Source organism: Methylobacterium hispanicum (genome assembly GCF_022179285.1).
Taxonomy (GTDB): domain Bacteria; phylum Pseudomonadota; class Alphaproteobacteria; order Rhizobiales; family Beijerinckiaceae; genus Methylobacterium; species Methylobacterium hispanicum.
This window is the reverse complement of the sequence record NZ_BPQO01000028.1, coordinates 13106-33981: the sequence shown is the minus strand read 5'-3', so window position 1 is coordinate 33981 and position 20876 is coordinate 13106. Positions and strand designations below refer to the sequence as shown.

At 72.6% G+C, this 20876-nt stretch carries 17 protein-coding genes; 15 read left to right on the top strand and 2 right to left on the bottom strand.

The genetic code is table 11. From position 1 onward, the window contains the following. Positions 1-135: 135 nt before the first annotated feature. The 7 genes from MFF56_RS25145 (at position 136) to MFF56_RS25115 (ending at position 10507) form a co-directional block, all read left to right on the top strand. Positions 136-2796, top strand: coding sequence for a PD-(D/E)XK nuclease family protein (locus MFF56_RS25145; RefSeq protein ID WP_153874040.1), 2661 nt, complete (start codon positions 136-138; stop codon positions 2794-2796). Next, positions 2796-6170, top strand: coding sequence for a UvrD-helicase domain-containing protein (locus MFF56_RS25140; RefSeq protein WP_066918778.1), 3375 nt, complete (start codon positions 2796-2798; stop codon positions 6168-6170). The genes MFF56_RS25145 and MFF56_RS25140 overlap by 1 nt, the downstream gene beginning before the upstream one ends. 777 nt (positions 6171-6947) lie before the next feature. Then, on the top strand, positions 6948-7271 hold the full coding sequence (locus tag MFF56_RS25135) for an ArsR/SmtB family transcription factor (RefSeq protein ID WP_012752930.1): 324 nt from the start codon (positions 6948-6950) through the stop codon (positions 7269-7271). Positions 7272-7949: 678 nt separating this feature from the next. Then, the gene (locus MFF56_RS25130; RefSeq protein WP_066918776.1) at positions 7950-8375 is read left to right on the top strand and encodes a YeeE/YedE family protein; all 426 of its coding nucleotides are present in this window, start codon (positions 7950-7952) and stop codon (positions 8373-8375) included. A gap of 2 nt (positions 8376-8377) precedes the next feature. Continuing rightward, on the top strand, positions 8378-8836 hold the full coding sequence (locus MFF56_RS25125; protein WP_012752928.1) for a YeeE/YedE family protein: 459 nt from the start codon (positions 8378-8380) through the stop codon (positions 8834-8836). Continuing rightward, complete coding sequence (locus MFF56_RS25120; RefSeq protein ID WP_066918775.1) at positions 8836-9639, top strand: sulfite exporter TauE/SafE family protein; 804 nt, start codon at positions 8836-8838, stop codon at positions 9637-9639. The genes MFF56_RS25125 and MFF56_RS25120 overlap by 1 nt, the downstream gene beginning before the upstream one ends. Before the next feature lie 43 nt (positions 9640-9682). Then, positions 9683-10507 carry an MBL fold metallo-hydrolase gene (locus tag MFF56_RS25115; RefSeq protein ID WP_238231524.1) on the top strand — a complete coding sequence of 275 codons (825 nt, stop codon included), beginning with the start codon at positions 9683-9685 and terminating at the stop codon, positions 10505-10507. Positions 10508-10744: 237 nt separating this feature from the next. Here MFF56_RS25115 and MFF56_RS25110 read toward each other — a convergent pair whose 3' ends face one another. Next, a complete protein-coding gene (locus MFF56_RS25110; RefSeq protein WP_066918773.1) occupies positions 10745-10984 on the bottom strand; it encodes a hypothetical protein in 240 nt (79 codons plus the stop codon). 553 nt (positions 10985-11537) lie between these two features. Here MFF56_RS25110 and MFF56_RS25105 point away from each other — a divergent pair. Further along, on the top strand, positions 11538-12656 hold the full coding sequence (locus MFF56_RS25105; protein ID WP_066918771.1) for an acyltransferase family protein: 1119 nt from the start codon (positions 11538-11540) through the stop codon (positions 12654-12656). A 186-nt stretch (positions 12657-12842) separates the two neighbouring features. After that, positions 12843-14363, top strand: coding sequence for a sensor domain-containing diguanylate cyclase (locus tag MFF56_RS25100; RefSeq protein WP_012454476.1), 1521 nt, complete (start codon positions 12843-12845; stop codon positions 14361-14363). A 338-nt stretch (positions 14364-14701) separates the two neighbouring features. Here MFF56_RS25100 and MFF56_RS25095 read toward each other — a convergent pair whose 3' ends face one another. Further along, the gene (locus tag MFF56_RS25095; RefSeq protein ID WP_081435397.1) at positions 14702-15160 is read right to left on the bottom strand and encodes a helix-turn-helix domain-containing protein; all 459 of its coding nucleotides are present in this window, start codon (positions 15158-15160) and stop codon (positions 14702-14704) included. Between MFF56_RS25095 and MFF56_RS25090 the strand changes: the two genes are divergently transcribed. The 6 genes from MFF56_RS25090 to MFF56_RS25065 all read left to right on the top strand — a co-directional run bounded on the left by MFF56_RS25090 (position 15159) and on the right by MFF56_RS25065 (position 20809). After that, positions 15159-16232, top strand: coding sequence for a hypothetical protein (locus MFF56_RS25090; RefSeq protein WP_012454474.1), 1074 nt, complete (start codon positions 15159-15161; stop codon positions 16230-16232). The genes MFF56_RS25095 and MFF56_RS25090 overlap by 2 nt on opposite strands. A 45-nt stretch (positions 16233-16277) precedes the next feature. Further along, on the top strand, positions 16278-16748 hold the full coding sequence (locus MFF56_RS25085; RefSeq protein WP_012454473.1) for a hypothetical protein: 471 nt from the start codon (positions 16278-16280) through the stop codon (positions 16746-16748). 75 nt (positions 16749-16823) lie between these two features. Then, positions 16824-17597: a metallophosphoesterase gene (locus MFF56_RS25080; RefSeq protein WP_012454472.1), complete on the top strand. Its 774-nt coding sequence runs from the start codon at positions 16824-16826 to the stop codon at positions 17595-17597. Positions 17598-17640: 43 nt separating this feature from the next. After that, positions 17641-17928: a hypothetical protein gene (locus MFF56_RS25075; protein ID WP_009861606.1), complete on the top strand. Its 288-nt coding sequence runs from the start codon at positions 17641-17643 to the stop codon at positions 17926-17928. A gap of 35 nt (positions 17929-17963) precedes the next feature. Then, on the top strand, positions 17964-19751 hold the full coding sequence (locus MFF56_RS25070) for an AAA family ATPase (protein WP_238231523.1): 1788 nt from the start codon (positions 17964-17966) through the stop codon (positions 19749-19751). 71 nt (positions 19752-19822) lie between these two features. Next, on the top strand, positions 19823-20809 hold the full coding sequence (locus MFF56_RS25065) for a metallophosphoesterase family protein (protein WP_012454470.1): 987 nt from the start codon (positions 19823-19825) through the stop codon (positions 20807-20809). Positions 20810-20876 lie beyond the last annotated feature (67 nt).

Genomic DNA, 20876 nt, shown 5'->3' with positions numbered 1-20876 from the left:
CGGAGCCAAAGCCTCGGCCATCGTCAGGTTCGAGCAGGTTGTGCACGGCTGGGCCGGGGCGACTCGTACGAGCTTGACCGTTTCTTCAGCCTCGCCGGAGATGGGTGACGGTCGACGGTCGGGGAAATGATTCGCATGATGGCGCGCCGGACGGTGGTGATCCAAGGCCGCCTCGCCATGTCGGACGGCCGGCTGGCCGCCGCGCGCCGGTCCGACCATGGCGTCCAGCTCATGCCCGTGGAGCGCATGGTGGCGCGCCTCGCCGGGGGCTTCGCGCGACCGGTCGACGACGAGACGCTCAAGAGCCTTCTGCCGGCCGCCCTCGCCGAAACGGACCTCGGCGAGCTCGATCCCATCAAGACGCTGCCGGGCATGGTCGACGCCGCCGCCGAGACCGTGCGGAAGGCGTGGCTGGCCGCCTTCGACCTGGCGCGGTCGGCCGACCCGGCCGACCGGACCGCCTCGGTCCGGCGCCTGGAGGAGGCCGTCCTCGCCCGCCTGCCGGCCGGGATGATGCGGCCCGTCGACCTCGCCGAGGCCGCGCGGGCGCGTCTCGCCCACGCGCCGCGGGTGCTCGGGCCCGTCGAGATCGTCGGGCTCCCGGACGTGCCGCCGTGCTGGCGCGGCCTCGTCGCATCCCTGGTCGCGCACGTTCCCGTGACCTGGGTGGCGGGGCCGCGCTCCGTCCCGGATTGGGTGGAGGCGGCCGGCATCCGCGTCGTCACGTGCGCGCCGGAACGGCCGGCGGTCGCGGTCTGCAGCGCGGCGACCCCGAGGCACGAGGTCCTGGAGGCGCTGCGCTGGGCCCGCGAGCTGATGGCGTCCGGGCAGGCCGCGCCCGCGGACATCGCGGTCGCGGCCTGCCGCACCGAGGAGTACGACGACGTCGTGCTCGCGCTCCGGGCGGAGGCGAACCTCGACGTGCGCTTCGTCCACGGGGTGCCCGCCGCCAGCGTCCGCGAGGGGCAGGCCGCGGCCGCCCTCGCCGACGTCCTGGTCAGGGGGATCTCGCAGGACGGCGTCCGCCGCTTGGCGGCCCTCCTGCGCGACGGCCCCGGTCCCTTCGCCGCGTTGCCCGAGCGATGGACCCGCGTCCTTCCGCGCGAGGCGCCGCTGACCGACCCGACGGCCTGGGAACGGCTGCTGAACAGCCTCCGGGCAGAGGATTTCCCGGACGGGCAGGACCACGTCCCGGCGCTGCGGGACGTCGTGGGCGTGCTCGTGCAGGGCGTGTCGGTCGCGGCGGAGGCGGGAGAGCGCTTCCTGCACGGCCTGGCGCTCCGGATCTGGCGCAAGGCCTTGATCGAGGGGGCGCCGGCCGTCGTCGACCTGACGCTGGGACGCCTGCGCATCGACGACGGGGCGGACGCCTGCGCCTCGGTCGTCTGGGCCCCCGCCTCGGCGCTGGCCGCCGCCCCGCGGCGCTTCGTGCGCCTGCTCGGGCTGAGCTCGCGCGGCTGGCCGCAGGTCAGCGCGGAAGATCGGCTGCTGTCGGACCATCTCGTGCCGTCCCGTCTTCTCGACCCCTTCCCCAGGCCGCTGGCCGACAGGAGCGACTTCCGCGCGATTCTGGCCACCAGCGCCGGGGCCGTCGTGCTGTCCCGGCCGCGGCGCGGCCCCGACGGGCGCCTGCTCGGGAGGAGCCCGCTGCTGCGCGAGTTCGGCGCGGCCGAGACCTACCTGGGGCGCAACCGCGTCCCGGCCCACGCCGTGGGCGAGGTCGACCGACTCATGGCCCGGCCGGCGGAGTTCCGCGCGACGGCCCCGGCCATCTGCGCGGCGGGCTGCTGGCGGGCCTGGGGCCGGGCGGAGCTGACCGCGCACGACGGGCGCGTCCGGCCGGACCACCCGGTCGTGCTCGCGATCCTGGATCGCACCCATTCCGCCCGGTCGCTGCGCAAGCTCCTGCGCGACCCGCTGGGCTTCGTCTGGACCTACGGGCTCGGCCTGGAGACGGCCGACGCGGCCGCGGAGCCGCTCACGCTCGGTCATCAGGCCTTCGGCAACCTCCTGCACGAGGTGCTCGAACGCGCGGTGGTCGCCCTGGAGGCGGATGGCGGCTTCGCCCCGTCGACGGACGCGGGCAAGCGCCGGGCGCTGGCCGCGGTCCTCGCCACCGTCGCCGAGGTCTGGGAGCGCGAGCGCCCGATCCCGCCGCGGCTGATCTGGCGGCGGACCCTGGACGAGACGGCCGCGCTCGCCCTGGCCGCGCTCACCCACCCCGACCAGCCTCTCCTCGGGCAGGGAAGCTGGGTCGAGGTCCCGTTCGGCGGGCAGCCGCCGAAGCGCGACCACCACCCCCTCCCCTGGGACAGCGACGCCACGGTCACGATACCCGGCACCGGTTTCCGGATCTCCGGCTACATCGACCGGCTCGACCTGTCGCACGACCGCGGCAGCGCGCGGGTGCGCGACTACAAGACCGGCAAGCCCCGCGAGGCGGGGACGGTCCTCGACGGCGGCCGCGAACTGCAGCGGTGCCTGTACGGCTACGCCACCCGCGTGCTCCTCGGCGCGGACGTGTCGATCGATGCCTCGCTGCACTTCCCGCGGGAATCCCTGTGCCTCCGGCTCGAACGGCCGGACGAGGCCCTCGACGAGCTGGCCACGTATCTCGTCGCGGCCGGCGCGAGCCTGCGGGCCGGCAACGCCTTCGCCGGCCCCGATGCCCGGGATGCCTGGAACGACCTGGCCTTCGCGCTGCCGGCGAACGCCGACAAGACCTACTGCCCGCGCAAGCACGACCTGGTGACGACGGCGCTCGGCGAGGCCGCCCGCGTCTGGGAGGCCGCCTGATGACCGCCCACGACCGGGGCCTCGCCGACGCGGCCCAGCGCGCGCTCGCCATGACCGCCCACGACAGGTCGCTGCTCGTGGAGGCCGGGGCCGGATCCGGGAAGACGGCGCTGATGGCCGGCCGCATCGCCATGATGCTGGCCGCGGGCGTCGCCCCCGGATCCATCGCGGCGGTCACCTTCACGGAACTCGCCGCCAGCGAGCTGCTGGAGCGCGTCGGCGAGGTCGTCGGCCGGCTGGTCGAGGGGCAGGTCCCGGAGGAGCTGCGGGTCGTCCTCCCGAACGGGTTGTCTCCGGATCAGCGAGCCCGGCTGGTCGAGGCCGGCGAGCATCTCGACGCGCTGGCCTGCACCACCATCCACGGGTTCTGCCAGCGCCTGGTCAAGCCCTACCCGGTCGAGGCCGACATCGACCCGGGCGCCCGGGTCGCCGACGAGGCGGAGGCGGACGGCATCTTCCAGGATCTGCGCGACGGCTGGCTCCGCGAGTGCCTCTCCGGCGGCGGCGGCCTTGTCGCGGAGATGGTGCTGGCCGACCCGGACGCGGCCCTGGCGGCCATCGACCGCGTGGCCGGCTGCCTGCGCGAGGGGCGCGCGGTGGGCACCGCGCCGGCGGAACCCCTTCCCGACCTGGTGCGGGCCTTCGGCGCCAGCGTGCAGGCCTTCGCGGACTTCCAGCGGAGCTGCGGGGTTTCCGAGGGTGAGACCGCCGCGAACGTGCGGGCGTTCCAGGCGATGGCCGCGCGGCTGCCGGACACCGGCGTCGCCGACGCCGACCTCGTCGCCATCCTGACGGCGGCGGCGGAGGCGAGCCTGTGCAAGGCGGACGGCGACTTCGCGAAGTACCGCGGGGGCAAAGGCAAGTGGGCCGGCGCCGCCAAGCTGGTCGGCCTTCCGAAGACGGAGGCCGACCGGCTCCAGGCGTCGGCCGAGCGCCTGCACGTCGCGTGCTGCGAGGCTTGGCGCCGGCTGAAGGCCAACGCCGCGAGCGAACTCCTGGCCAGGCTCGTCGGAACGGTGCGGACCGTTCTCGACCGGTACCAGGCCCGAAAGCGCGACGGCGCCCTGCTCGATTTCGACGACCTGATCGCCGCGGCCGCCACGCTGCTCCGCGCGCACGAGACCGTGCGGCAGGCGCTGGGGCGCCGCTACCGCCACGTCCTGGTCGACGAGTTCCAGGACACGGACCCGATTCAGACGGAGATCCTCTGGCGGCTGTGCGGCGAGCTGCCCGACGGCGCGGCCGACGCGTGGACGGAACGCGTGCTGCGGCCGGGCGCGCTGTTCCTGGTCGGCGATCCGAAGCAGGCGATCTACCGCTTCCGCGGGGCGGACGTGTCGACCTACGTCCGGGCGCGCGACCGCATCCTCGCGCGCTCGCCCGACGACGTCCTCGCGATCTCGACGAACTTCCGGTCCTGCCGCTCGATCCTCGCCTACGTGGACGAACGCTTCGGCGACATCCTGAACGGGGTCGGGCAACCCGGGTTCGCGGCGCTCGACGCCTTCCATCCCGACCACGACCGCGGACCCTGCATCGCGGCGCTCGACGTGCCGGCCGGTGCCGACGGGGCGAAGCGGACCGCGGAGGCGCTGCGCGACGCCGAGGCGGAAGCGGTCGCGGACCTTTGCGCGCGCCTGATCGGGCACCAGCTCGTGACCTGCAAGCGCGCGGGCACCCGCACGCTCCGGGCCGGCGACATCGCGCTGCTGGCACCGAGCGGGAGCGACCTCTGGCGGTACGAGGAGGCGCTTGAGGCCAGGGGCATCCCCGTCTCGACCCAGGCCGGCAAGGGCTTCTTCCGGCGGCAGGAGGTGCATGACCTGATCGCGCTGACGCGGGTGCTCGCCGACCCGCGCGACACGCTCGCGCTCGGGGCCCTGCTGCGGGGGCCGGCCGTCGGCCTGACCGACGAGGAGTTGCTCGACCTCGTCGACGGACTGCCGCGCGACCCGGAGCGCCCGGAGAGCGTCCCCAGGCTGCGCCTGCACGTCGATGTCGCGCACGTGAACCATCCGGTGGCCCGGCCGGTGCTGGAACGGTTGCAGGCCCTGGCGAAGCGGGCGCTCGGCACGACACCGCACGACATCCTCAGCCAAGCCGTCGACGCGCTCATGCTGCGCCCGGTGGTGCAGCAGCGTCACGACGGCCACGCCGAGAGGGCGCTGGCCAACATCGACCTGTTCCTGGAAATGTCGCGCCCGTTCGCCGTGCGCGGCCTGCGGGCCTTCGCGGGGGCGATGAGGGCGGCCTGGGAGGGCCGGACGCGCACGGTCGAGGGCCGGCCGGACGCGCAGGAGGCCGCGGTCTCCTTGCTCACCATGCACGCGTCCAAGGGGCTCGAATGGCCCGTCGTGATCCCGATCAACACCACCACCCGGACCAAGGCCGTCTCCGGAGCCCTGGTCGACCGCGCCTCGAACTGTCTCTACTGCCCGGTCTTCGGGGTGCGCCCGGCCGGTTACGACGAGGCGCTGGAGGCCGAGAAGCGCGAGGTCGGGAACGAGCGGGTCCGCCTCTGGTACGTGGCGGCGACGCGGGCCCGCGAGACGCTGGTGCTCACGCGGTTCGCCGAGCCGGGCGCCAGCACGTCCTGGTCGGCGGTGGTCGACCTCGGGCTGGCGGATTTGCCGTCCATCGACGTGGAGCGGCTGCCGGTCGGGACGCCGGCCGTCGCGCCGGAATTCGCGAACGGTCAGACACGGGAAATCTTCGCCGCCGAGGCCGCCGCCGTCGCCCGGCAGCGCCGCTTGCGCTGGATCGTCCCCAGCCGCGGCGATGCGGCGGGTCCCGAGACGTCCGGCGCCCCCGGCCTGGTCGAGGGCGGTACCGACGGCGGGCGCGGACCCGGGGGACGGCCGACAGGCAGCCGGGAGCGCGGCATCCTCATCCACAAGCTGCTGGAGGAGATCCTCACGGGCGAGGCGAGCGAAGGCGACGATCTCGGACGGCGCGCCGGGCTCCTCGCCCGGCAGCTCGGTCTCGGAACCGGCGACGCTGCCGGGGCCGAGGTCGACCTGGCCGAGGTCGCGGCCAGCGTGACCCGGGCGCTCGGCCTTCCCGAGATCGCCGGGATCCGCGAGCGCCTCCAGGCCGAGTTGCCCGTGTTCGGGTTCGAGAGCCTCGCCGACGAGGACCAGGCGACGGCGGGCGTGGTGGACGCGATTGCCTGCGACGCGGTCGGCAAGCCGGACATCGTGGTGGACTGGAAAAGCGACGTGGATCCTGCGGAGGCGGTCCTCGCCGACTACCGGCGTCAGGTGGCCCGATACCTTCTCGCGACGGGCGCGCGCCTCGGCCTGATCGTCTTCGTGACGAGCGGCCGGGTCGTCCCGGTGACCCGCGCCGCGATGGCCGACGTCGGGGCTGGATGAGCGACGAGGAAGAGCGGCCGGGCTTCCGCAGGCCGCTGCGCGGGCATCACCCGGCCTGTTCGGAAGGCCGCCATGTTCCCGGAACGGAGGGTCCGGTGCCGATGCCTGGGGAGAAGCCTTGCCTCGACGTGGGAGCCTGCGCCTTCGCGAACGGCGGAGGAAGGCACTCATCACTTGCCAGGTCAACGCGGCTCGGCCTGCTCCGGCTCGTGAATGAGCAAGGACGCAGAGTGTGAGCAAGTTCAAGCGGTTGACAGCGGATCCCCGGGTCTGCGTGAAGAGCGCATGAAACAGTCCGTTCCCGGGGATCGGCAGGCTCGGTCGCTGGCCGGCGCCGACGGGCGTGGGCGGGCGCGTGTGCTCTGCCCGTCCCGGTGTGGCCGACGCCGCCGTCCCGTGCTGGCCGCGGCGCGGACCATGAACCCGTTGCGCGAGAGCGACCTGCCGGGCGGTCTCCCCCGAGCGCGTGCCGAGCCCGCCGCTGCCGACTGAATTCCGGTGGCGCCGCCTTGAGACGTCCATCAGAGAGCTTCCCGGACGGCTTCGAGCGCGCGCTCCCGCCCGCAGGCGCGGTTGTCCTGCGTCCCACGGTGGACTCACCGGCTTCGACGGATGATGCTCCCGCGGGAAACATGCGATGCCGGGCGAAGATGTCGAGCGCGTTACGCGCCGGCCACGTCTGCCTGCCCGGCATCGCCAGGGTTGGGAATTCCTGTCAGAGCCACCATGTTAGTGCCAGCTAAAACAGGGTTGTCTAATACAGGGCGGCCGACGTCGATGGATGCGGTGACAACGACCGACCTGCTGCGCCTTCAGGACAAGGCGGCCGATGCCGCGCGCCTGCTGCGCCTTCTCGCGAACGAGAAGCGTCTCCTCATCCTATGCCTGCTGGTCGCCCGGGGCGAGATGGACGTGACGAGCCTGGCCGAGGCGGTGGACCTCAGCCAATCGGCCCTCTCGCAGCATCTTGCCAAGCTGCGCGAGGACGGGCTGGTCGCCTTCCGGCGCGAGAGCCAGACGCTCCACTATCGCCTGGAGGATCCCCGCGCCGCGCGCCTGCTCGCGACGCTCAAGGACATCTTCTGCCCGGAGGCGGGCTGATCGGGTAACCAGGGCTCCGCCAGGCGCGCGCTCCGCCGCGTCGGCGGCTTGGCCGTCCACCCAGCGCCGCCGTGACGGCGTGGTCGACCCGGCTGCCACGGTCGTCGGCTCCGGGGCCAACCGGATCGGAACCCCCGGCGTGCCCGCAGGGCGTCGCGCTCGACATCGATCGCCCGGGCGGCCCGAAGGTCGAGGCGCCTCAGGACAGGCAACGGCGGGCCCCAGTCCTGGACGGCGTGAGGCGGCAGAAAGGCGGCCACGGCCGCCGGGAGCCGTGACCGGCGCCGGTCCGTGACCGCTCCCGAGAGCCATCCCGGCCAGCGTCGCCGCGTTGGCCGCCGACGTGGGCCCGCGATCCCATTCCCGTCCAGTTCGCGCGACCGCCGGCCGCTCGCCTCGGGATGCCCCCGTGCCAGCGGAGGCTCTCGTGAAGCGCCGCCTCGATCCGGCGGTTCACGCCAGGGGCGGTGTGGAGCGCGGCCCGTTCCGCCGTCCCGGACCATCCGGCGTCTCCCCGCCATCCCTTGACATTTGATTAGATATTTCTAATTTAGACATCACTAATCTGGTGGCGCCGTCGCTGGACGCTGCCGCTCACGACGGCCACGCCCCCGGCGCCTGAGGGATCGCTCCAAGCCTGCGCGAGACGCCCGGCACCGCGGTCCAGGAGTGAGTGCCATGGATACCTTCACCCCGCTTTCCGCCGTTTTCGGCGGTCTCATGATCGGCGCCTCCGCAGCGCTCTTCCTGATACTCAACGGCCGCATCGCGGGCGTCAGCGGCATTCTGGGCGGCCTGCTGCCGCCGAGCACCGGCGGGATCGGCTGGCGCGCCGCCTTCCTCGCCGGCCTGCTTCTCGCGCCCCTCGTCCACGCCGGCCTCGGCGGCGGCAGGCCGCCCGTGGCGGTCGAGGCCTCGCTCCCGCTCCTCGGGCTTGCGGGATTGCTGGTCGGTTTCGGCGCGCGGCTCGGAGCCGGCTGCACCAGCGGCCACGGCGTCTGCGGCGTCGGCCGCGGCTCGCCCCGCTCCCTCGTGGCGACCGGCACATTCATGGCCGCCGCCGCCGTGACGGTCTTCGTCACGCGTCACCTGATCGGAGCCTGACCATGTCCAGGATCGTGTCCGCGTTCGCGGCCGGCCTGCTGTTCGGGCTTGGCCTCATCGTCTCCGGCATGGCCAACCCGGCCAAGGTCCTCGCCTTCCTCGACGTGACCGGCCGCTGGGACCCGAGCCTCGCCTTCGTCATGGCGGGTGCCGTCACGGTCTCGGCCGCCGGTTACCGCATCGCGACGCGCCGGGGCCGGCCAGTGCTCGCGCCCAAGCTGGAGATCCCGACGCGGCGCGACCTCGATCCGCGCTTGCTGACGGGCGCCGCGGTCTTCGGCATCGGCTGGGGCTTGGCCGGCCTCTGCCCCGGGCCGGCGCTGACCCTCCTCTCGGTCGTGCCGACCCGGGCCGCGGTCTTCGTCGCCGCCATGGTCGTCGGCATGCTGCTGTTCCAGGCCCTGCCATCCGCCGTCTCCCGGCAAGCGGCGTCCACCTCTGCCGCGCCGGCGGATGCGTGATGGCGAGCTTCGTCACCTTCGGCCTGGCGGCGGGCTCGGGTGGGCTCGTCGGCGTGGTCCTCGGCCTCGTCGGCGGAGGCGGCTCGATCCTGGCAGTGCCCCTCCTGACCTACGCGGTCGGCGTGAACTCGCCCCATGTCGCCATCGGCACCAGCGCCCTGGCGGTCTCGGTCAGCGCGGCCGGCAACCTCGTCCCGCAGTGGCGGGCCGGGAACGTGAAGTGGCGGTGCGCAGGGGCGTTCTCGCTCGCCGGCGTCCTCGGCGCCCTGGCCGGCTCGGCCGCGGCCAGGGCGGTCGACGGGCAGAGCCTGCTCGCCCTGTTCGGGTTCGTGATGCTGGCGGTCGGCGGCCTGATGCTGCGCCGGCGGCGCGGCGAGGGCGATCCGGACGTGCGCCTGACCAAACGGAGCGCCCCGGTGCTCCTGCCCTGGCTGCTCGGCATCGGGTTCGCGGTGGGCCTGTTCTCCGGCTTCTTCGGAATCGGCGGAGGCTTCCTGATCGTGCCGGGCCTGATGCTGGCGACGTCCATGCCGCTGCCCATGGCCATCGGCACCTCGCTGGTGGCGGTCAGCGCCTTCGGGGCGGCCACCGCCGCGAGCTACGCGGTCTCCGGCCTGATCGATTGGACGCTGGCCGGGCTGTTCATCCTGGGCGGCGCGCTCGGCGGCCTCGTCGGCGCCCGCCTCGGCCAGCGTCTCGCCGGGCACAAGCGCGCCCTGACCATCACCTTCGCCGGCCTGGTGATCTTGGTCGGCCTCTACGTCGTCGCGCGCGGCCTGCCAGCCTTGCTCGGTCGGGCGTGACGTCCAGAGCCCCGAAGCCGTTCATCCCGAACCGGAGGAATGCATGTCAGACCTGACCGCAACGTCCCTGCACGGACGCCCGCTCGTGACGGGCTTCTACGAGCAGCGCACGGGCAGCGTGCAGTACGTCGTCGCCGATGCGGAGACGAAACACTGCGCCATCGTCGACCCGGTGCACGACTTCGATCCGAAGTCGGGGGCGACCGCCACCCGCTCGGCCGATGCCCTGCTCGCCCATATCGCGCGCGCGGGCTACAGGCTGCAGTGGATCCTCGACACGCACCCGCACGCCGACCACTTCTCGGCGGCCGGCTACCTGCACGACAGGACGGGCGCGCCGACCGCCATCGGCGAGAAGGTCGTCGAGGTGCAGAAGCTCTGGAAGGGGCTCTACAACCTGCCCGAGACTTTCCCGGCGGACGGCTCGCAGTGGGATCGCCTCTTCGCCGACGGCGAGCGCTTCCGGATCGGCAACCTGGACGTCGAGGTGCTGTTCACGCCGGGCCACACCCTGGCCTCCGTCGCCTACCGGGTCGGCGACGCCGCCTTCATCCACGACACCTTGTTCATGCCCGACAGCGGCTCGGCGCGGGCGGACTTCCCGGGCGGCAGCGCGCGCACGCTCTGGCCTTATTATAGCAGCCGCGTCCACGGCGGCACATCCACCGAGCGCTTCTTCCTGTTGATGAGGCGCCAGAAGGGGCTGTTGCGCCGTGCTTATGTGTTAGGATCGGCGACCGCATGGTGGCGACAGCGCAGGTCGGTCTGCCCGGGGCCTTTGTCCGGCGCCCGGCGGGCAACACGGTCCTGCTGCCGTACAGACTGCTCAGGCAGTTCAGCCTGCGCTTCAGGCGGGTCGCCTGCTTGAGGATCGGCCTGCGCTGACGATGTCTCGGCCCGGGGGGCGCTCAGCGTGCGACACGTGGCGGGCCGCTGGTACGGGCTCGGCGCCCTCGTCCTTGGACGACCTCCTGCCCGCACCCATGTGCTTCCCGGATGTCGCCTGTCGGCCACCCAGAACCGCCGCCACGCGGTAGCCTCGGTCCGCCCGGTCCAAATGCCGGTCAGGTCTCCCCCTCCCTGCTGCGTGCGGGTTCGCCTGCCCTCAGCCTCGGGCGCGTGGCCCGTAGAAGCGGTGCGCGTTCCGAACCACTCCGGGTTCATGCTCCCTCGGGAGATCGCGCCCATCCGTCATGGCGTTGATCACCTCGAACGCGTCCTCGATCCTCTCGAAAGCGCGACCGCCTTCGAGGTCCGACACGAACGTCCCGTCCGCCGCCAGGAAATAGATGACGTCGTCGTGTCTCAGGTAGACGTGATACTCGTCCGGCCGGTCTTCGCCCAACGTCAGCCCCCACTCCGCGAGCGGCCTATATGGAACGCAGCGAGGCCGGCACACACCGTAGAAAGTACGGTTGCGCGGGATCTGGGATTGACGGCCGTCCGTGGCGGGCGACCGTATGGCGTGAGACGTTGAGCGTGCCGGAGCGAGGTACGATGTCCCGGTGGCCGAGCGCGCGTTTGCCCGACCGGCCTGGTGACGGTGGCGCGGGAGAGCGGTGCGATGACACCACGCCGGGCGCCGGCGGCAACCCCGGCTGCGCTTTCCCGGCCCTTATCGGTTGAAGTTGTGCCGCCTCCGGGCGGCCTCGGGCGCAAGCCGTGGACACCGCTGGAGCGCGCCGGAACGGGTTCGACGCGGCTTCGCAACGCGCCACGGGACGCAGGGCAGTTCGTCCGGGGGGGCTGGTCGGCGCATCGGCGAACGTGCGCTGGTACCGCGGCCGCGGCTTCGTTCAAGTTCCGTTGTCCATCATGGACGGTCGCGCGCCGGTGCTGCCGCTCGCTTAACCGGCTCCGGCGAAACTCGGCCCCGGGCTGGGATACGGGGACGGATCGTGGGCGGGCGGGCGAGAACTCAAGCGGAGGAGGAGCTCCGATACGCCTGGGTCGACGTGGCAAAGGGCATCTGCATCTTGCTCGTGGTGATGATGCACTCGACCCTCGGCACCGGCGAGGCGATGGGTGGGGAGGGCTTCCTGCACCCGGTCGTCGCCTTCGCCAAGCCGTTCCGGATCCCGGACTTCTTCCTGCTCTCGGGTCTGTTCGTCGGACGGGTGCTGGACCGTGACTGGCGCCGCTTCGCCGACCGGCGCATAATCCACTTCGCCTACTTCTACCTGCTCTGGCTGCTGCTTCAGTCGGCGTTGAAGTACGAGACCGTCGCCGGGGATGGGGGCATCCCGGCCTTCCTAGCTCACCTTGCCCTCGCCCTCGTCGAGCCCTACTCAACGCTGTGGTTCATCTATCTCCTCGCCGTGTTCTCGATCGTGACGAAGTTGCTGCGGCCTTTGCCTGGCCCGGCGCTTCTCGGGACCGCCGCGCTGTTGCAGATCATGCCGGTCCAAACCTCCTCCTTCCTCGTTGAGGAGTTCTGCGCCCGCTACGTCTACTTCGTCGGCGGCTACCTCCTGGCCGACCAGATCTTTGCCTTCTCCGATGCCGTGCGGCGCTACCGGCGGCTGGCGCTTGCAAGCCTTGGGGCCTGGGCGTTGGCCGAGGGCTGGCTCGCCTTCACGCCGTCGGGCATCCCGGACCACCCGACCCTCGCGAGCCTGCCGGGGGTGGGTCTCGCGGCCGGATTCGCGGGCGCGCTGGCGATTGTCGCACTTGCCAGCTTGCTGGCCGAAGCGGGAGGCGTCGTGACGGGGGCGCTGCGTACCTGCGGGAAGCGCTCCATCGTGATCTATCTTGCCTTCTTCCTGCCAATGGCCGCCTGGCGCAGCCTGATCGTGAAGACGGGCGTGATCGAGGATGTCGGATTGGCCTCGCTCGCCGTGATGAGCGTCGCCGTCGTACTGCCTCTTCTCTTCGAGCGGCTCATCCGCGGCACCTGGCTCGGCTTCCTATTTCGCCGTCCCCGCGTTCTTCATCTCACGGGTACAAGGAGCGGTGAGGCAGCGCTCACGACGCCGCTGACCGGCAGCCGGGTGATCGAACGTCAGGCTCGCGGTTAGCGCAGGACCCGGGGGGGGGCGTCTCGTCGGTGACGAGCAGGTCGAGGCTCGCGCGGCCGATTGCCTCGGCGAGCCCGTCCGTCAGGCGTGGGCGGGCCGGACAACCCTTCCGCACTCGCAAAGACCCGTTAGGTCTCGGCGTGTCAGGATCGAAGCGACGACAACGCAGCCGGGGAACGCCGCGCGATGATCCTGCCTCGGCGCCTCCCGCGCATCCTCCGGTCCGGCCGCAACTGGGTCGCGCTCAGCGTGCTGGCGCCCGTCGGCATGCTGGTCACGTCAGGGCTCCTGCTGCTGGAGGTGCGCCGTGACGCCTGGGACAAGGCCGAGCAAACCTCGAAGAACCTACTGCAGGTCATCGAGCGTGACATTGCCCGCAACGTCGAGCTCATCGACCTGTCCCTGCAGGCGGCGGTCGAGAACCTGCGTGCGCCCGAGGCGGCGGGGGCCGGCCCCAAGCTGCGCCAACTCATCCTGTTCGACCGGGCCGCCACCGCCAAGGACCTCGGGGTCATGCTGGTCATCGACGCCGACGGTGACGTCGCGGCCGATGCGGGCGCCGTCCCTCCGCGCAAGGGCAATTACGCCGACCGCGACTACTTCCAGGTCCACAAGGCGCGCTCGGACGTCGGCCTCCATATCGGCCGACCGCTGATCTCGCGCCTGACCGGGGAGCGCATGCTGCCGTTCAGCCGCCGCATCGCCAACCCCGATGGCTCGTTCGGCGGCGTTGCGCTTGGTACGCTCAAGCTATCGTACTTCACCCGGCTGTTCGACCGGATCAGCCTCGGTCATGAGGGTGCGATCAACCTCTACATGCAGGACGGCACGCGCGTCGTGCGCCATCCCTACGTCGAGGCCGACATCGGCGTGAACATCGCCGGCACCCGGAACTTCGACCGGTTCGTGCGCGAGGGCGGCGGCGCCTTCGTCGGCACCTCGGTCCGGGACGGCGTCGAGCGCCATTACGCCTTCACGCGGGTCGGCGACCTACCCCTCGTCCTCAACGTCGCCGTCGCCACCGCCGAGGTCGAGGCCGCATGGCGGACGAAGGCGCTCGGTATCGCCGCCGTCGTACTCGTGCTGTGCGGGCTGACGGTCACGCTGTCGCTGCTGTTCGGCCGCGAGCTCCGCCGCCGCGCGGAGATGCACGCCGAGATGGCCCGCCTCTCGCGCACCGACGCGCTGACCGGCCTTGCGAACCGCCGCCGGTTCGAGCAGGTCCTCGCCCGGGCTTGCGAGGACGCCCGACGCACGGGCAACCCGCTGTCGCTGCTCGTCGTCGATGCCGACCATTTCAAGCGCTACAACGACCGTTACGGCCACGCTGTGGGTGACGAGGTGCTCAAGGGCTTGGCCGGCTGCCTCAAGGCTGCCGTGCCCCGGCCCGGCGACCTCGCCTGTCGGGTCGGCGGCGAGGAGTTCGTGCTGCTCTTGCCGAACACCGACGCTGCGGGCGCGCGGCGCGTCGCCGAGAGGGTGCACGCCCAGGTGTCGGGACTGGCAATCGCCTCGGCCGGCATCGCGCCAGGCGCCGTCACGGTCAGCATCGGGCTGGCGACCGGGATAACCGACGCCGACCTCTACGGCTTGGCCGATGCCGCCCTCTACGAAGCCAAGGCATGCGGCCGGAACCAGACCCGCTGCGCATCGCGCCTAACGGGCAGGTCAGCCGGCGAGCCGCAGTTTCGTCTGGTCGGCGCCTGAGACGCTCGGCCGGGGCACGATGGCGTCGCGATGCCCGTGATCGCAACCCTCACGGCAGCGATCCTCGGGTGGGTCGTTCTCGACCTCAGGCGCCCGCAATAGCGGGGGGCTGGCTTGAGCGGGGCGAGGCCGCATCTTGGAAGCGATGGTCTTGCCAGGGCGCCGAGCCTGGTTCTCCAGGTCCGACGGTTGACACCCGCTTCCCTGGGGAACCGTGGGCAACGGCTGGATGCGAGCGATCCCGTGACGTCCAGCCCTGTTGCTCGACCACCGCAAGCCGATGCCGGTAGAAACGTACCCACATGTAGAGGCAAGATCTCTTCGCGGAACCAAGCTGTTTAGCCTCGCCCGGTGCCATCCTCCGCGTCATCGCGCTTCACGTGCGGCCTGCTGACCAGAACGCCAATCGCTTCGCCACTTCGGTAGAAGCGCGCCCCACGGTTCTCCAGGGCTTCGCGTAAGGCGCGGACCACGCGGCTTCGGGGCTCCACCTTCTGGTTCTCGAAATCATTTATCGTTTTCTTGCTCACGTCCGAGAGTTTCGAGAACTCAAGCTGCGTCAGGCCGAGCAACTCGCGAGCCGCTTGGCACACAACGCCCGGAAGGGGGGCGCCGGGCTCCAGCGCTTCGACGTTGGCTGAGGATAAGTCGAGCGGCGGCTTGCTTTGCTCGTGATAAAATATTACACCCGTGGTATAGTTCCATCTCGTTGCTTGAGCTCGCCCGTCCGCGCGTGGTCCCACTCCATCGCCGGCATCCGTGGCCCGCTCCGCTCTCTCGGGATGGGACTGCTCCATGCTCTACGCCTTCTACGGGGCCGATGGCCGTTCGGCCGCGACCCATGCCGCCCTCGCGGCGGCCCACGCCCTGACCACCGCCGCACGGCCCGCCACGTTGCTGAGGATCACCGAGCGGGGACAGGGCCTTGCCCGGATCCCGGAGACGATGCCAGAGGCCCTGTGCGTCGTCGAGGCCGAACCCGGCGACCTCGTCACCTTCGACGATCCGGAGGATCTGATCAGGCAGGCGCAGGCGACGGCGCGGGACGTCGTCCTGGACCTTCCGCTCTCCTGGCTCCCCTACCGCAGCTTGCGCGAGGCGGCGGCCTTGTCGGTGGTCGTTGTCGGTCCGGGCGCCATGGAGGAGCGCCTCGCAGCCTTCGCCCTCGGCCAGTGCGGGGAACAGGTGATCTCGGGACGGGCGGCGGCGGATCAGGCTTCCGGCGTGGGGCCGGAGCCCGGATCCGCCGCCCCGGTCTGGCTGCTCGGGGCCGGACGGGCCGGAGGAGGCCCGGACGCCACGCGCTTCGAACAGACGATGCGCCCCCTCCTCCGCCGCGCCGGCGCCGGTGACGGCTGCCGGTTCCTGCCCGTGGCCCTGCCCGCGCCGACGCGATCCGAGACGCACGCCGTCGCGGCGGGCCATCCGCTGGCCGGAACGGTGCGCCAGGGCATGCTCCTTCTCGCCGCCATCGAGGTGGCCGCCCAGGATCCCTTCGTCGCTTCCCTCGACAGCGGGCGGTTCGCCCGCGCGCTCGGCCTCGATCCCGAGATGCCCGTCACCCCCGACGAGCGGCGGCTCTGCGACCGGCTGCGCGACCTCGCCGACGCGCTGGAGGCGCTGGAGCAAGGCGGACCGGCTCCGGAGGAGATGGCGCGGGCGCCGCTCATGGAATCCTGGAGTTTTCTGAGCGGCCGGACGCGGGTGCTTGCCGGCGTCTCCTTCGGCCACCCGACCATCGCTTCCGGGCGCCCCACCCTCACCTCGGACGTCTTCGCCACGGACGGAAGAACTTGGGCGCGGACGCTGTCGCGCCTCTATCGCCTGGGGACACCGGCAGAGGCGACGCCGGCGGCGGGGCTCCAGTGAGCGCGCGCCCTCCCGCCCATCCCGACGCCATGGAGATAGCCTGACATGTCCCGACCCGCTTCCGGGCGCCGCGACGCCTGCCCGGCCGCTCCCGCGTGCCCGCCCGCCGCCAACGCCGCGCTGAGGCGCGCGCCCCCGATGCTCAGGCTGTGGCGGGTCGTGCCGCCGCAGTCCCTCGGTCCCGCGACGGCGCGCTCGCTCCTCATGGTGTTGCGCGCGGTCGAACCCCCTTGCGCCCGGCGACGCTGGGACGCCGCGCTCCGGGGCGATCCGGTCGCGACCACGCGCATCGCGCTCACGGTCCTGCGCCTGGAAGGGGTGAGCGGACCGGCGGCCGACACCGTCGCGAGCGCCCTGCTGCTGCGTGCCTTGTGCGGTGATCGAACCGCCCCGGTCGTCCTCGCAAGCGCGCTGAGGCGATTGGCGCGCCGACGTCCGGACGAGCGTCACCTGGTCGAACTCGCCGCGCGGTGGGCGGCCTGGGTGCCGCGCGTCCCGCCGGCGCCGCGGCCGTGACCGACCGGGACCGGTTCGCCCCGGCGCCGGCCGAGAACCCCTGCCCCGCATCCCAATCGCCCAAGGACGGCACCCATGCGCATCTGGATCCTGTCGGACCTCCACCAAGGAGTGGGAGGGCCACCGTGGAACCCGGCCCGTATCCCCGAAGCCGACGTGGTGGTCGTCGCGGGCGACGTCTGCGAGGGGCTGGGCGCCGCGGTGGACTGGGCGGCCGAAGCGCTCGGACGCCACATGCCGGTCGTGATGGTCGCCGGCAACCACGAGTTTTACCGCCGCATCCACGGCGAGGAACTCGCGCTGGGCCGTGCCGCCGCGCAAGCCGCCGGCATTCACCTGTTGGAGGACGAGGCGGTCGCGCTCGGCGGCGTCCGGTTCTGCGGGGCCACCCTCTGGACCGACTATGCGCTCGATGGCCTTGAACGGCGGCGGGCGGCGATGGACGCCGCCGGCCGTGGCCTCAACGACCACCGGCGCATCCGCTGGGGCCACGCGCGGCGGCCCTTCCGCCCGGAGGAGGCGCTCGGCCTGCACGAGGCCTCGCGCGCCTTCCTGGACGCCGTCCTCCGGGAGACCCCCGGCGGGTTGCCCCAGGTGGTGGTCACGCACCACGGCCCGGCACCGGCCTCCGTCGCGCCGGTCTTCGCCGGCGACCCGCTGAACCCGGCCTTCGTCTCCGATCTCGGGCCGATGATCGAGGACCGGCGCCCCGCCCTCTGGGTTCACGGTCACGTCCACGCCAGCCTCGACTACGTGCACGCCGCCACACGGGTGATCTGCAACCCCCGCGGGTACGGCTCCGAGAACCCGGCCTTCCGCGCGGATCTCGTGGTGGAGGTCGGCGCGTGAGGACGCCTCCCGCATCGGGCGTCGCGGCAAACGGGGGACTTGGATGACCGCCTACCTTCCGGCCGACCTGCACGAGCAGGTCGCCGCCCTGCGCACGCTGCTCGGCCGCCTGGAGCGGGTCGTCGCGGGGGCGTCGCCGATCCGCAGGGAGCTCGCGTGGGCCCCCCTCGTCGAGGGCTGGGTGCCCGCCTCGCAGCCGCTTCCCGCCATCGTCGGCGTGATCGACGGGAGCGCCGTGCTCACGGGCCGGATGTGGGCGCTCGACCCGAACCTCAGATGGGCGCTGACGGAGGAGGGCTGGCTGCGCCTCGGCCAGCGCGGCGAAGCCTGACGCGTCGGACCACGAAGATGGAGGACGAATTTCCTTTGACCGGTCCTGTCGTACCCCCGAGCCTCGCGCGCAGGATCGTCCTGCGCCACCTGCCGCGCATCCTGCGTGCGGGCCTAGATCCCGACGGCTTGTACGGTCGGGTGCCGGTGATGCTGGCGCGCGACGCGGGGGCCGTCGACGCCGGCCTCGGCGAGGCGGTCCTGGCCTGGATCGCGCAAGGACCGGCGCGGGACATCCACGACGACCTTCCGGAGATGGCCGCCGGGACGGCGCCGCGGGGCCCCAGGGCCCTGCTCAGGCGCGTCCTGAGGTTGCGCTCTGACGGCCGCGATGAGCGGCCGTCAGAGGTCCATCCCTCGGAGGCCCGCACGCTCGTCGGCCTCCTCGACGGGTTCGCGGCCGCCCACGACTCCGTCACGGTCCGGGAGATCGCGGACGCGGTCCTCGTGTTGACCGCCTCGCCCGCCGACCGGTCGGCCGCGGCGCGCTTGGCCGCCTCGATATGGCGGGAGCTGCCGCGCATCGACGAGAGCGCGGCGATCCTCCGGCTCCTCGACATGGCGGAAGAGTTCGACGACGACGACGACAACTTCGTCTCGGCCGAGGCGGGCCGGCACGGACTCCTGCCCTTGCCCATGCCCGAGGACGCCCGGGCCGAGGTTCTGCGCCGGGCGTGGGTCGAGGCCATCGACGCGGCCATCGCGGACCTGCGGGTGCAGGCCCGCGCCCTGGCGCTCGGCCTGTCCGCGCTCGCCGTCGGCGAGACCGAGCGCTACTACGGGACTGAGGGGATCGGGAGCGCGGCGCTCCGGTTCGGCGAGGCGGCGCTCGGACCCGTCGAGCGGCGCGCCCGCGCCGCCGAGCGCAGGCGCGCCGAGCTGGCCGCCGCGCGCAAGACCGCCGAGATGCCCGGGAGCGCCGCGCCCGCGCCGGCGGACGAGCCCGACGCGGGCGTGCCCGAGGGACACGTCCTGGTCTGTCCGGCCATCGGCGCCACCGGCTCCGGCAAGGGCCGCGACGTGACCAAGGGGTACGAGAAGTCCATCGCCAAGCCCCTCCCGTTGGTCCCGACGCCCGATCTCGTGCGCGTCCGGCGCCGGCTGCTCTACGAGTTCCCCCAGGCGGGCGGGGCCGTCGATTTCGTCCTATGCGATCTGGTGGGCAAGCCGTTCGTCCGCCTCGGCCACCTCCTCATCGTGGGCCCGCCCGGCAGCGGGAAGTCGCGCTTCGTCCGCCGGTTGGGCGAGGAGCTCGGGACCGGGGTCTTCCGGGTCGACGGCTCGAACGACGCCGGGGCGAGCTTCGGCGGCACGGAGCGGCGGTGGTACTCCGCCGAGCCGGCGCGACCGTTCATGGCGGTGAACCGGTTCCTGCAAGCCAACCCCCTCGTCCTGGTGGACGAGGTGGACAAGGCACCGACCCGCAGCGACTACGGACGGCTCTGGGATGGCATGATTTCCTTCCTAGAGCCCGAGACCGCCGCACGGTTCCCCGACCCCTGCGTGCAGGCGGAGCTCGACCTCTCCTGGGTCTCCGTGGTGGCGACGGCGAACGTGGACTGGAACTTGCCGGCGCCCCTGCTCGACAGGCTGAGGCGGATCGAGTTCCCGCATCCAGGTCCCGAGCATCTTGAGGCGCTGCTCCCCGCCCTGCTCGCCCAGGCCGCGGCCGAGCGCGGGACCGACCCGCGCTGGGTCCAGGGGCTGACGGGCGAGGAGGTGAGGGTCCTCCGCAGGGCGTGGCGGGGCGGTTCGGTGCGCCGCCTCCGCCGGATGCTGGACGTCTTGCTGCGCCACCGGGAGCAGGCGGCCGTCAGGCACTGACCGCCACTCGCCCCACCCCACAGCGCGGCCGGCGCCCCTGCCCGCCGCTTCGCGACGGAGAACCCCGGACATTGTCAGGCCGCATCCTGCCCGAACCGTATGTCCTGCCCCCGGTCTTCCGGCCCGGGCGCGCCCGCCGCAGCCTGGACGCGACCGCGGCCTCCAACGCGCGGACCCCCCTGCTTCCCGCCCGGTCGGAGGGGATGCGGCTCTGGATCATGTCCGACCTCGCCGTCCGCGACGGCGCGTTCGCCCTGCCGGATCCGCTTCCGGACCATGACGCCCTGCTGGTCGCCGGCGGGATCTCCGAGGGGCTGGTGGCCGCGGTCGAGTGGCTCGCCGGGGCGCTCGGCGACCGGAGGGCCGGCCGACCCGTGGTGCTGGTGCCGGGGATCAGCGAGTACCGCGGCGGCTTGCCTCCGCACGAGACCCTGCGGCTCGGGCGCGAGAGGGGGCGTGAACTCGGGATCACCGTGCTGATGGATGAGGCCGTCCGGCTCGACGACGGGCGGGGGGCTGCCGTCCACGTTGTGGGGGCGACGCTCTGGACCGACTGGGCGCTCGGCGGTGCGGCATACGCCGGCGGCGCGCGGGCGCGCGCGCGCAACATGTGGCGGGGCGGCGACAACATTTTGGCGGAGCGCGACCGGACCTGGGGCCCGTACGACGCGGCCGGTGCCCATGCCCGGTCACGCGCCTACATCGAGGACTTCCTCACGAGCGTCGTTATCCAGTCCAACGGCATCTCGGTCCCGCCATCATCGCTGGCCGCCGGGGTGCGTCCCGGCGACCGGGCCGTGGTCCTGACCCACCACGCGCCGTCGGCGCGTTCGCTGCATCCGGGCTGGCCGGAGTGGCAGTGCGAGGAGTGGGAGGCCACGACCTTCGCGTCCGACCTGGAGGACGTCCTCCGGGCATGGGGCGCGCCGGCGCTCTGGGTCCACGGCCGCGTGCCGGCGGCGGCGGACTATCACATCGGAAGGACCCGGGTGCTGGCCAATCCATGGCGGAGGCAGGGCAACCGGGCTTTCGACCCGGCGCTCGTCGTCTGCGTCTGAACCCTCTCCCCTCCGTTTTCCGCCCAGCGAGCCTGCGAGGGCTGCCGCGGACCACGGGAAGCCCCTT